This is a genomic window from Campylobacter sp. BCW_6464 (assembly GCF_001762775.1).
Classification (GTDB): Bacteria; Campylobacterota; Campylobacteria; order Campylobacterales; family Campylobacteraceae; genus Campylobacter_D; species Campylobacter_D jejuni.
Map to the genome: position 1 here is coordinate 84,049 of NZ_MJXM01000047.1, position 11,988 is coordinate 96,036.

The window sequence follows — 11,988 nt, forward strand, 5'->3', positions numbered from 1 at the left end:
TAGAGAATAGAACAAACTATTCTCTAAAAGACATATCTAAATTTTTTGATTCTTCTTTTATATTTTTGCCTGTATCTTCGCTTTGCTCAAATCCTCCACCAAATGCTTTGATTACATCTACTATGGAATTAGCATAAGAATATTTAGTATTATTAAAAGCAACCGCAGCATTAAGCCAATTTTGACGTGACTCTAAATAATCTTGCAAAGACATTTCTCCTATATCATAGCGTTCTTTAGCAATTTCATAGATTCTTTTGTAAGATTGTTCGCTTGCTTGTGCATTATCGTATTGTAAGCGTATAGTTTTTCTAGCTACTAAAGCATAGCGAATTTCTCCAAAAGCAGTAATCAAGGTATTTTGATAATTTACAAAAGCTTCATCTTTACTAAGCTTGGCTAAATTTATATTTTGGTAAATTTCACCCCAATGAAAAATAGGCAGAGTAAAGTTTCCACCTATATTCCAAGTTTTAGAACCTCCTTTAACCAAGGTATCTAAATCCCCGCTTTCAAATCCCAATAATCCTGTTAAAGAAAGGCTAGGCAAGAAAGCCGTGCGAGATACTCCAATAAGATAATTTTGCTGAGTTAATTTTTCTAAAGAAGAGGCAATATCTGGACGTTGAAGCAAGATGGTACTCGAAATTCCAGTTGGAATGTCAAATTCTTTAAGATTAAAAACTTGATAGCTTTGATTTTTGTAAAGTATGTCATTTAAATCATTTGAAGTTAAAATTTTTAAAGCTTTAAGGTAATTTTCTTTATTTAATTTTGCTTCATTGCATTGCAAAGCCATACTTTCTAAGTTGGCTCTTGCTTGAGCAAGTTCATATTCACCTACAGCACCAACTTGAAATTTTTCATCATTAATCCTATAAATTTCTTTTGCAGATTCATAAGCTTCTTTAAGAGCATTTTCATTTTCATACGCATTTACAAGATTGAAATAAGTTTGAACCGTATTTGAAATGACAGAAAGTCTTGCAGCTTCATAATCATACTCACTTGCTTTAAAGCCTGATTTTGAGGCACGATATGTATCACGATATTTTCCCCAAAGATCGATTTCATAGCTTAAATTAAGCCCCATTTTAAAATCATTACCGTAACTTACTTCCCCAGTTCGATTGCTTGGAGCATTTATAGCTGTTTTTGCACGACTTCCGCTTGCGCTACCATCAAATTTTGGCAACAAACTGCTAAAATCTATGCCTAATTGAGCGGCAGCTTGTTCCATGTGTATGAAGGAAAGTTTTAAATCATTATTATTTTTAAGTGCTAAATCAACCACTTTATTTAAATTTTCATCATCAAAATCTTTCCACCAATTTTTTGTGATAGAGCTATTGTTTTCTTTTTCCCAGGATAAGGCCCCAAGCTTATTATCAATGCTATAGTTTGCTTCGGGAATATTTAAATTTGGACTTAAAGAGCAAGCTGAAATCAAAAGAGTAAAACTTGCTATAGCACTAATTGAAATTATTTTATTCATGAACCTTACCTCTTTTTTTATCTAGCCATTCATTAAAATTTTCTAAAAGATAGAAAAATAAAGGCACAAAGAATATCGCTAAAGTTGATGCTGCGATCATTCCACCAATAAGCCCTGTTCCTAAAGAGTGTCTTGAAGCACTTCCTGCTCCTGTTGCGAAAATCATTGGCAAGACCCCAAAAGTAAATGCCAAAGAAGTCATTATGATAGGACGAAAACGAAGTTTTGCTGCTGCAACAGCTGCTTCAAAAACTCCTTTGCCTTTTTTAAAGCGCTCTTCCATTGCAAATTCTACGATCAAGATAGCATTTTTAGCTGAAAGTCCAATCAAGAGCAAAAGTCCTGTTTGAAAATATATATCATTGCTAAATCCTCTTAAATATACCAATAAAAATGATCCAAATACCGCAAAAGGCACAGCTGTTACAACTGCTAAAGGTATAAGCCATCTTTCATATTGGGCAGCTAGAATTAAGAAGACAAATATCATCCCTAAAGCAAAAGCATAGCTTGCTGTTCCTTTGCTAGAAACTTCTTGATAGGCTGATCCACTCCAAGCTATGGAATAATCATCTCCTAAAGTTTCTTTTGCTACTTGAGCAATCGCTTCTATAGCTTGACCTGAAGTATAACCTGGTGCGGGTTGACCTTGAACTTGTGCCGCTGGGAAAAGGTTGAATCGTTTTACATCATCAGGCCCTGAACTTCTTTGTAAAGTTAAGAAAGAATCAAGTGGTATCATTTTTCCATCGTTTGATCTTACAAAAATATTTTTTAATGCATCTTGTGTATTTCTAAAATCACCTTTTGCACGGATATTTACTTGGAAGTTTTTGCCTAACATAGAAAAATCATTAACATAATAAGTGCCTATAGTTGCATTCATTGTGTTAAAAACATCTTGCATGTTAAGATTGTAGTGTTTTAATTTATCTCTATCAATTATAAGCTTGTATTGAGGGAAAGTTGTATCAAGGGTTGTTCTTACTCTTGATAGTTCTTTTCTTTGGTTGGCTACAGCAACAAGTTTATTTACATCTTTTTGTATTTCATCATAACTTTTTCCACTTTTGTTTTGAACATACATTTCAAAACCACCTGTGATGCTTAATCCAGGTATAGGAGGTAGGCCTATAAATATACTTGAAGCGTTGCGATCAAAAGCAAATTTTTTATTAAGTTCCATGGCGATTTCATCAGCACTCACATTTCTATCTTTCCAATCTTGCAAGCCTATAAACATTGCAGCAGCGTTTTCTTTTAATGAGCTTGTAAAAAGATCAAATCCTATCATAGCCATTGCATCTTTAATTCCATTGGTTTTTAAAACTTCTTGACTTATATGATCAACTTCTGAGATTGTTCTATGAAGTGCTGAAGCCGAAGGAAGATTAATAATGCCAATCATCAAACCTTGATCTTCTTCAGGAACTAAAGAGCTTGGTACAGCTTTATAAAGATAAAAAATTGCCCCAAGCATAATACAAAAAATTAAAACAAAGCGAATGGTTCTTTTTAAAATATATGCTACTCCTGTGCTAAATACAGAAGTACTCCAATCAAAAAAATCATTAAATTTCTTTACAAATTTAAATGGCTCTCCTTCATTACGTCGTAAAAAGAGTGCACATAAAGAAGGTGTTAAAGTAAGAGCAACAAAACCTGATATGGCTACAGATATTGCTAAGGTAAGGGCAAATTGTCTTTGAATTTCTCCAACAAAACCTGATATAAAAGAAACGGGTATAAAAACAGCACAAAGTACAAGAACAATTGAAATAACCGGAGAGCTAACTTCTTGCATTGCTTGGATAGCAGCATCTTTTACGCTTATTTGTTCATTTTCGTGTAAAATCCTATCGATATTTTCCACAACTATAATCGCATCATCTACAACAATCCCTATAGCTAAAATCAAGGCAAAAAGCGTAAGCAAGTTAATACTAAAGCCTAAAACATAAAGTCCAGCAAAAGTTCCTAATAATGAAACAGGTACTGCTATCATAGGAATAAGCGTTGCACGGAAATTCTTTAAGAACATATACATAACAATGATAACTAAAATTAGAGCTTCAACAAAAGTTTTAATTACTTCTTTGATTGATTCTATCACAAATTTTGTTGTGTCGTAAGGAATTTTATATGTTAAACCTTTTGGGAAATTTTTTGAAAGTTCTTGCATTTTAGCCTGGACAAGTTCTGCTGTATGCAATGCGTTTGCCCCTGATTGAAGATTGATTATAATCGGAACTGCATCATTGCCATTTAATCGTCCTTGTGAGCTGTATTGCTGTGATCCTATTTCTACATCAGCTATATCTTTAAGTCTTAAAAATGATCCATCATCATTTGTTCTTAAAATAATATTTTCAAATTCGCTAGGATTTTGTAGTCTTCCTTGCATAGTGATTGAATAAACATAAGGGGATTTTTGAGTTACGGGCTCTTCGCCAATTTTACCAGTTGCGTATTGAGCATTTTGGTCATTAACCGCAGAAATTACATCAGTAGCTGTGATTCCAAATTTATTTAATAAATCAGGTTTTAGCCAAATTCTTAAAGAATAATTACGATTTCCTATAGCGTTTGCATCCCCAACTCCCGGAACCCTTTTTAACTCATCTAAAACATTTAAAGCGATGTAGTTGTATACATCCACTGCACTCATTGAACCATCATTTGAATACATAGAAATTGCAGCAAGTGTTGCTGAAGAAGTTTTTCTAACAGTTACTCCAAGTTTTTTAACTGCATCTGGCATTTTTGCAGTTGCAGCTGAAATTCTATTATTAACATCTATAGTGGCTTGATCGGGATCTGTGCCGATATCAAAATAAACAGTCAAATTCATAGTTCCTGAAGAACTTGAAGTTGAATCCATATAAATCATATTATCTGCACCATTGATTGCATCTTCGATAGGACTTGCAACTGTTGAAGCAATGGTTTGTGCATCAGCTCCTGTGTAAGTTGCGCTTACCTTAACTGTAGGAGGAGTTAAAGAAGGATATTGTTCTATAGGTAAATTTGTAAGACCGATGACTCCAGCTAAAGAAATGATAATTGCAACAACTGAAGCAAAAACAGGTCTTTCGATAAAAAATTTAGAAAACATTATTGTGCTCCAATTTCTTTAACTTCGCTACCAACTTGAATTTTTTTAAAGTTATCTAAAATGATTTTGTCGCCATTTTGTAATCCTTTGTCAATGATAGCGTATTCATTGTTTTGGTAGCTTATATGTACAGAAGATTTTTCTACTTTTCCATTTTTAACAAGAAGAACATAAACATCATTTTGATCTTGTTTAATAGCTATTTGAGGCACTTTAAAGCCATTTTTTTGTATAAAACCTTCTGAAGTAATTGTTGCAAAAGCACCCGGTAAAAGTGTTGAGTTGTTGTTATCAAATACAGCTTTTGCTTTTACTGTTCCACTATTAGCATCTATAACGGAATCAATAAAATAAAGTTTGCCTTGAACGGTTTCTCCATTAAGATTTAAATTTGCATGAATGCTGTCTAAATCCCATTTTACGCTTTGAGTATTGCGGACTAAATTTAGTTTATCTGTATCTGAAATAAAGAAATCTGCGTAAATAGGATTTAAATTTGTAACTCTAACTAGTTCAGTTGTTGAAGCACTTACATAATCCCCTATATTAACTAAAGCATCTCCTATAGTACCATCAAAAGGAGCTTTTATTTCGGTATGATCTAGATCAATTCTTGCATTTGCAAGTTGTGCTCTAGCAGTTGTTAGACTAGCTTTTGCATTATTAAATGTAGCAAGAGAAGAGTCGTATTCTTTTTGAGAGATTGCATTTTTGCTAAAAAGAGCCTTGGAACGATTAAAATCCTTGCTCGCGTTTTCAAAAGTTGCCTTAGCCATTAAAGCTTGTCCGTAAGCTGAATCAACGCTAGCTTTAAATTTATCTTGCTCTACAATAAATAATGTCTGTCCTTTTTTTACCTTATCTCCAGCCTTAAAAAGTTTATTTACTATTACGCCACTAACTTGAGGTTTTATAATAACATCATAATCACTGACAAGTTTAGCAGGATAAGTAAAACTAAGTGACAAATCTTCAGATTTAGCACTCATTGTCGTTACAGGTTGAGGCGGCATTTGTATTTTTGGTGCTTCTTCTTTGCTACAAGCAGTGAGTAAAAGCACAACACTTAAAGCTAAAATAGTATTGTTTTGAAATAATTTCATGGTTTTACCTTGAAAAATTAAATTAAAAATTGTAATATTTATTACAAAAATTTTTGACTAATTATATCTTAATTTTGGTTAATAAAATTATTTTTTAAGCTTTGGAGCCATTGATCCCATTTAGAAAAACGTTTACAACAAATTCAACATGTTCTTTTTGTTCTTTTTTATTTTTCAAAGGAGCATTAATTAAAACATTAAGATGATGATAAGGTTCTTTTAACATAGTGCAAAAAAGAACAGCAAGTTTTTCTGCATTTTTTTTCATATAAGAATTATTTTGTTGTTTAAAAAAATCCATAAGTATGTTATAGGAAAAATTTTGTTGATTGTTTTCTATCCAATTAGCAAGGTGTCTATCTTTATCATAAACTTGAGAATAAACAATTTTACCAAAAGCTACAGCTTCTGGTTGATTAAAAATTTCTATAAAAGTTAAACCAAAAGAAGTTAAAATTTCTTTTAAAGTACCATTTTCAATTTCTTGTGTTTTGGAATAAATAAGATGAAAATGTTTTTTACATATGTCATCTAAAATTTCAAAGAATAATCCTTCTTTGCTTTTAAAACTATTATAAATATTAGAATAAGATCCTCCGGATAATTTAATAATATCACTCAAACTTGTTTCTTGGTAACCTTTTGTTAAAAAAAGCTCTAAGGCCACTGCTTTGATTTTCTCTTGTCTAGCTAAAACTTTTTGTGATGGTGTTCTATTTGAGTTCATTTTTTATCCTTTGTAAGAGTGTTTTTGGGGTATACAAATATACTTTTTCTAAAAACCGAAATTTTTTCATTATCTTTTGCATAAGCTTTTATATGTAAAGGAAAGATTACATCTTTTTTATCGTTGTTTGCTAAATTTTTTGTAGCTTTGATAACAACTATTTTTTTAACTTGTTCTCCTGCTTTTAATTTAAAAGGTTTGTTTGGTCTTATGATTTCAATTCCATCATTTATTCCTTCTAAATTTGCTGTAAAATAATATTCATGAGGTTTAGAATCTGTATTTTGAAACAAAAAGGTATAAGCATTTGAAATGACTAATTTACCTTTAACATTTGAAATATTATATAATTCACTACTACGATTGATATTTAAAAGCATGCTTTCTTTTTTGCTTCCCATGATAATTAAAGCCAATAAAGCAATTAAAAGAACTATAAAATATGCTATCGTTCTAAATCTTAAATAATGAACCTTAGAACGCGTTTCAATAGCTTTTGCACTTGTCCAATTGATCAAACTTGGACGATTAAATTTGCTTTGTACCTTAGAACAAGCATCGGCACATTCAAGACAATTAATACATTCAAGTTGCATTCCTTTGCGTATGTCAATATGAGTTGGACAGATGCTAACACAGGCTTCACAACCTATGCATTCTCCTTCAGGCGGTTTTTTATGAAGTTTGATGCGTCCATCATAAATCAAACCCCCGCGTTTTTCATCGTAGATCACTTGCATTGTATCATGATCAAACATTACAGATTGTATTCTTGCATAAGGACAGACATAAATACAAAATTTTTCTTGTAAATAGGTAATATCCAAAGTAAAAAGTAAGCTAGCACAAAATAAAACTCCAAGTAAAAGTAGATGCTCACCAGGATTTTGAATATAATTGAAAAAATCTTCAGGAGGAATAAAGTACCAAAGTAAATTACTAACAGCAACTAAAGATATAAAATAAAAAATTATTACTCCAAGAAATTTTTTAAAATATTGTCCCTCATATTCTTTTTGTTTGTTATTGATATTTTTGCGAATTTTAAGAATTTTAGTTTGTATGATATCTCTATATATAACTCTAAAAATTGTTTGTGGACAACTCCAAGCACACCAAATTCTTCCACCTAAAGTTGTAATAAAAAAAATAAATAAAAAAAGAAATATAAGAACAAAAGGCATGAGATAAAATTCTTGTGTTGAAAAAGAAATAAAAAATAGGTTTAATTTAGAGTGATCAAAACTTAAAAGAAAAAAATGATTTTCATTAATTCTTATGAAAGGTAGAGCAAATATGACAATACTTGCAATTAAATATATAAAATATCGTTTTTTTGTATAGTTTGTAATGTGTCCTTGCATTTTTAGACCTTAATTATAATTTTTAGCACTTTGTAACTAAGGATTATAACCGATAAAAACTAAAACAATTTTTAAATGCTTTCTAAGTTAGAATTAATAAGAAGTGTTTTATAATTATATTTCACAACAAAAATTTACACAGAAAGGTGGTGAGGACTGTGCCAGGAATCAAGGTGCATCCTAACGAGTCTTTTGATGAAGCGTATCGTAAATTCAAAAAGCAAGTAGATAGAAATCTAGTTGTAACTGAAGTAAGAGCAAGAAGATTTTTCGAGCCTATGACTGAAATTCGCAAAAAACAAAAAATTTCAGCACGCAAAAAAATGCTTAAAAGACTTTATATGCTTAGACGCTACGAGTCAAGACTCTAACCCAAAAGCCCGAAAGGGCTTTTTTTATATCTGCAAACTTCATTTGGTATTAAAAAGTATTTATTATTTTTTGTTAAAATTTCTAATCTAGATTTTCTGTTTTTAGGATAAACTTATGAAAAAAATCAAAAAAATCATTCAAATTGGTATGATAGGTGGTTTAGCAGCTGTTGCTGGAGGTGCTTTAGCAGGTTGTGGAAGTAATAATGACAATGCAGATACTTTAAATCAAGCAGCTAATGCTCAAGGAGCTTTTGTAATTATCGAAGAAACAGCTCCAGGGCAGTATAAAATCAAAGATCAATATCCAAGTGATGAAACAAGGGTAGTTTTAAAAGATCTTAATGGTACAGAAAGAATTTTATCTAAAGAAGAAATGGATGCTTTGATTAAAGAAGAAGCAGCTAAAATTGATAATGGAACTTCAAATTTAACTAAAGACAATGGACAAATCAGCAGTGGAGGATTGAGTTTAGGAGAAACTTTACTCGCAAGTGCTGCAGGTGCTATTTTGGGAAGTTGGATAGGTTCAAAACTTTTCAATAATCAAAATTTTGCCAACCAACAACGCGGTGCTTTTTCAAATCAAAGTGCTTATCAAAGGAGTGTTAATAGTTTTAATAAAGCAGGTACAACAAGCTCTGCTTCAAGTGCTAAAAAATCAGGTTTTTTTAGTGGAGGCTCTAAAGCCACAAGTTCTAGTTCTTCTTTTGGCTCTTAAGGATAAATAATGCAATTATTACAAGTAGACAAACTTCAAAAAGATTATTTAGAAAATATAGGTTTTTTTTGGCATACAGATGAAGATGGAAGTGATTATATTAGCAATAAGTTAGTTTGTGTTAAGGAAAGTGAAGCTAATGCTTATTATGAAGCGGTAAATGAGCTTTATGATATGTTTATTGCTGCAGCGCAAGAAGTGATTGATAATGATCGTTTTGATGAGCTTGGAATTCCTTTTAATCTTATTGATGTGATTAAGATGAGTTGGGAAAATGAGGTTCATTGGCATTTATATGGGCGTTTTGATTTAGCGGGTGGACTTGATGGTAAGCCTATAAAACTTATAGAATTTAATGCTGATACCCCTACTGCTCTTTTTGAAAGTGCGATTTTACAATGGGCACTTTTAAAACAAAATGGAATGGATGAAAGCGCACAATTTAACAGCATTTATGAAAGTTTGATGGATAATTTTAAAAGACTTATTACCCTTGATGAAAGTGTTGAAGGGTTTGAAGAGCATTATCAAGGATGGAAAATTCTTTTTTCAAGTGTTGCAGGAAGCAAAGAAGAAGAAATCACTACAAAATTACTTTCTCATATAGCCAATGAAGCAGGTTTTCAAACTAATTTTTCCTTTGTAGATGAGGTAGAATTTAGTGAAGAAGGAATTTTTAAAGAGGGTGAAAATTATGAGTATTGGTTTAAGCTTATTCCTTGGGAAGATATAGCTATAGAAGAGGGTGAACTTGCCATGCTTTTAACTCAAATCATGCGTAATCAAAGAGCGATTATTTTAAATCCTGCTTATACGCTTTTATTTCAATCTAAGGGAATTTTAAAAATTTTATGGGAACTTTATCCAAATCATCCATTACTTTTAGAAACAAAAGATACTCCTTTAGAGGGTAAAAGCTATGTTAAAAAACCTGTTTTTGGTAGAGAAGGCGCAAATATCAGTATAATTAAAGATGGAAAAACTTTGCATGAAAATGTAGGTCCTTATGGGAATAATAAGGCTATTTATCAAGAATATGTAGAATTTAATTCATGTGAAAACGAATACTATCAAGCAGGTGTTTTCTTTGCCTATGAAGGGTGTGGTTTAGGATTTAGAAAAGGCGGTCTTGTGCTTGATAATTATTCTAAATTTGTAGGACATATTATAAAGGATTGAAAAATGAAAATTGTTTGTTTAGATGCGGCAACTTTAGGGGATTATGATTTAAGTGTTTTTGAAAAATTTGGTTCTTTACAAATTTATACTACAACAAATAAAGAGCAAACCATAGAGCGTTTAAAAGATGCTAATGTCGCCATGACAAACAAGGTTGTAATTGATAAAGATGTGATTGATGCTTGTAAAAATTTAAAACTCATTTTAGAAACTGCTACAGGGGTTAATAATATCGATATTGAGTATGCTAAAGAAAAAGGTATTATTGTAAAAAATGCTGCTGGGTATTCTACTATGAGCGTTGTGCAACATACTTTTGCGTTTATGTTTGCTTTTTTAAATCAAGTGCTTTATTATGACAAATGGAGTAAAGAGGGTAAATGGTGTGAAAGTCCTATTTTTACAGATTATAGCAGAATTTTAAATACCTTAAGCGGTAAAAAACATGGTATTATAGGCTTAGGAACTATAGGTAAAGAAGTGGCAAAAATTTCAAAGGCTTTTGGAGCTGAAATTTATTATTGTTCTACGAGTGGAGCTAATAAAAACGCAGATTTTATACATTTAGAATTAAAAGATTTATTAAAAACTTGTGATATTATAAGTATCCATGCACCTTTAAATGAAAAAACTAAAAATTTACTCACCTTTGAAGAATTAAAGATTTTAAAAGATAATGCGATTTTGATTAATATAGGAAGAGGTGGGATTGTCAATGAAAATGATTTAGCTAAAATCATAGATGAAAAAAATATTCGTGTAGGGCTCGATGTTTTAGAAATTGAACCTATGATGAAAAATCATCCGCTTTTAAGCATTAAAAATAAAGAAAATCTTATTATCACCCCTCATGTTGCATGGGCGAGTAAGGAAGCTTTAAATGCTTTAATGGATATAGTTTATAATAATTTAAAAGAATGGATAGAAAATGGCAAGTGAACATAGTTTTGATATTTCAGCAGCTTTAGATAAGCAAGAGTTAAAAAATGCTTTTGAACAAGCTAAAAAAGAACTTGATAGTCGTTATGACTTAAAAGGAATTAAGTGTGAGATTGATTTAAGCGAAAAAGAGAGTATTTTTAAACTCAGTTCTTCTAGTGAAGGAAAACTTGATGTTCTAAAAGATATAGTGATTTCTAAACTTATCAAAAGAGGAATTAATCCTAATGCTATTAAAGAGCTTTCTCGTGAAAGTGGAGCAATGTTTCGTTTAAATTTGAAAGCAAACGATGCTATTGATAGTGAAAATGCTAAAAAAATCAATAAAGCTATTAAAGATAGCAAGCTTAAAGTTAACTCTTCGATTCGTGGTGAAGAAATTCGTGTTGTAGCAAAACAAATCGATGATTTACAAGCTGTGATGAAGCTTGTAAAAGAGCTTGATTTAGAGTTAAATGTCAGTTTTAAAAATCTCAAATAAGGTTAAATTTGAAACATTGTTTAGCTCTATGTTTTGTTTTTTTTCTTTGTGCTTGTAGTGTGAAAAATCAAAATTTTTCAAGTCAAAGCTTGATGGTTTTGATTGCTTCTCCTATGATAAAAATCAATGATGCAGCTTTTTTAAAAAAAGAAAATAATGCTTTAAATTTAGAAGTTTATAAACTAGGGCAAGCTTTTTTTGAACTCAAAATCAAGGATAAAATTTGCATCAATGCAGTGTGTTATGATAAAAAAGTGTTTAATCAAAAATTTTTTAAAAATGTATATTATGATGATATTTTAAGTGATGTTTTAAAGGCAAATGCTTTATGGCAGGGTAGAAATTTAGAAAAAACTGATTGTGGTTTTGAACAAAATTTAAAAGCAAAAAATTATGAAATTTTTTATCAAGTTTGTGATAATAAAGTAAGTTTTTTTGATAAAATTTCACATACTAAAATTATCTTAACGCATATTCAAAATTGAAGGATAGA

General features: G+C 30.8%; 10 protein-coding genes and 1 pseudogene. 6 read left to right on the forward strand and 5 right to left on the reverse strand.

Annotation, left to right across the window (positions count from 1 at the left end; genetic code table 11):
• Window positions 1-16 precede the first annotated feature (16 nt).
• From cmeC to ccoG, 5 genes and pseudogenes are all read right to left on the reverse strand, one after another.
• On the reverse strand, window positions 17-1,495 hold the full coding sequence (cmeC, locus tag AJ885_RS05720; protein WP_053872676.1) for a multidrug efflux transporter outer membrane subunit CmeC: 1,479 nt from the start codon (window positions 1,493-1,495) through the stop codon (window positions 17-19).
• Window positions 1,488-4,610, reverse strand: coding sequence for a multidrug efflux RND transporter permease subunit CmeB (gene cmeB / locus AJ885_RS05725; RefSeq protein WP_079860253.1), 3,123 nt, complete (start codon window positions 4,608-4,610; stop codon window positions 1,488-1,490). Before cmeB ends, cmeC begins: the two co-directional genes overlap by 8 nt.
• Window positions 4,610-5,713 carry a multidrug efflux RND transporter periplasmic adaptor subunit CmeA gene (cmeA, locus tag AJ885_RS05730; RefSeq protein ID WP_070210140.1) on the reverse strand — a complete coding sequence of 368 codons (1,104 nt, stop codon included), beginning with the start codon at window positions 5,711-5,713 and terminating at the stop codon, window positions 4,610-4,612. Before cmeA ends, cmeB begins: the two co-directional genes overlap by 1 nt.
• A gap of 94 nt (window positions 5,714-5,807) precedes the next feature.
• On the reverse strand, window positions 5,808-6,440 hold the full coding sequence (cmeR, locus tag AJ885_RS05735; RefSeq protein ID WP_002861132.1) for a multidrug efflux system transcriptional regulator CmeR: 633 nt from the start codon (window positions 6,438-6,440) through the stop codon (window positions 5,808-5,810).
• A pseudogene (gene ccoG / locus AJ885_RS05740) lies at window positions 6,427-7,804 on the reverse strand (cytochrome c oxidase accessory protein CcoG). Before ccoG ends, cmeR begins: the two are co-directional and overlap by 14 nt.
• 158 nt (window positions 7,805-7,962) lie before the next feature.
• Here ccoG and rpsU point away from each other — a divergent pair.
• The 6 genes from rpsU (at window position 7,963) to AJ885_RS05770 (ending at window position 11,980) form a co-directional block, all read left to right on the forward strand.
• On the forward strand, window positions 7,963-8,175 hold the full coding sequence (gene rpsU, locus AJ885_RS05745; RefSeq protein WP_002780697.1) for a 30S ribosomal protein S21: 213 nt from the start codon (window positions 7,963-7,965) through the stop codon (window positions 8,173-8,175).
• Between the two features lie 115 nt (window positions 8,176-8,290).
• Window positions 8,291-8,896, forward strand: coding sequence for a UPF0323 family lipoprotein (locus tag AJ885_RS05750; RefSeq protein WP_004305428.1), 606 nt, complete (start codon window positions 8,291-8,293; stop codon window positions 8,894-8,896).
• Between the two features lie 9 nt (window positions 8,897-8,905).
• Entirely contained in the window at window positions 8,906-10,075 is a 1,170-nt protein-coding gene (locus AJ885_RS05755; protein WP_004305426.1) for a glutathionylspermidine synthase family protein, read from the forward strand.
• A gap of 3 nt (window positions 10,076-10,078) precedes the next feature.
• Window positions 10,079-11,014: a D-2-hydroxyacid dehydrogenase gene (locus AJ885_RS05760; protein WP_070210141.1), complete on the forward strand. Its 936-nt coding sequence runs from the start codon at window positions 10,079-10,081 to the stop codon at window positions 11,012-11,014.
• A complete protein-coding gene (locus AJ885_RS05765; RefSeq protein WP_002933971.1) occupies window positions 11,004-11,495 on the forward strand; it encodes a YajQ family cyclic di-GMP-binding protein in 492 nt (163 codons plus the stop codon). The genes AJ885_RS05760 and AJ885_RS05765 overlap by 11 nt, the downstream gene beginning before the upstream one ends.
• 8 nt (window positions 11,496-11,503) lie before the next feature.
• Window positions 11,504-11,980, forward strand: a complete 477-nt coding sequence (locus tag AJ885_RS05770; RefSeq protein WP_002933969.1) for a hypothetical protein — start codon at window positions 11,504-11,506, stop codon at window positions 11,978-11,980.
• The last annotated feature ends 8 nt before the right edge of the window (window positions 11,981-11,988 follow it).

Bases quoted from the DNA above. Each gene is read 5' to 3' on its own strand.
- cmeR (WP_002861132.1), bottom strand. From the start codon at position 6,440: ATGAACTCAAATAGAACACCATCACAAAAAGTTTTAGCTAGACAAGAG.
- AJ885_RS05760 (WP_070210141.1), top strand. From the start codon at position 10,079: ATGAAAATTGTTTGTTTAGATGCGGCAACTTTAGGGGATTATGATTTA.
- cmeC (WP_053872676.1), bottom strand. From the start codon at position 1,495: ATGAATAAAATAATTTCAATTAGTGCTATAGCAAGTTTTACTCTTTTG.
- AJ885_RS05755 (WP_004305426.1), top strand. From the start codon at position 8,906: ATGCAATTATTACAAGTAGACAAACTTCAAAAAGATTATTTAGAAAAT.
- AJ885_RS05765 (WP_002933971.1), top strand. From the start codon at position 11,004: ATGGCAAGTGAACATAGTTTTGATATTTCAGCAGCTTTAGATAAGCAA.
- cmeB (WP_079860253.1), bottom strand. From the start codon at position 4,610: ATGTTTTCTAAATTTTTTATCGAAAGACCTGTTTTTGCTTCAGTTGTT.
- cmeA (WP_070210140.1), bottom strand. From the start codon at position 5,713: ATGAAATTATTTCAAAACAATACTATTTTAGCTTTAAGTGTTGTGCTT.
- AJ885_RS05750 (WP_004305428.1), top strand. From the start codon at position 8,291: ATGAAAAAAATCAAAAAAATCATTCAAATTGGTATGATAGGTGGTTTA.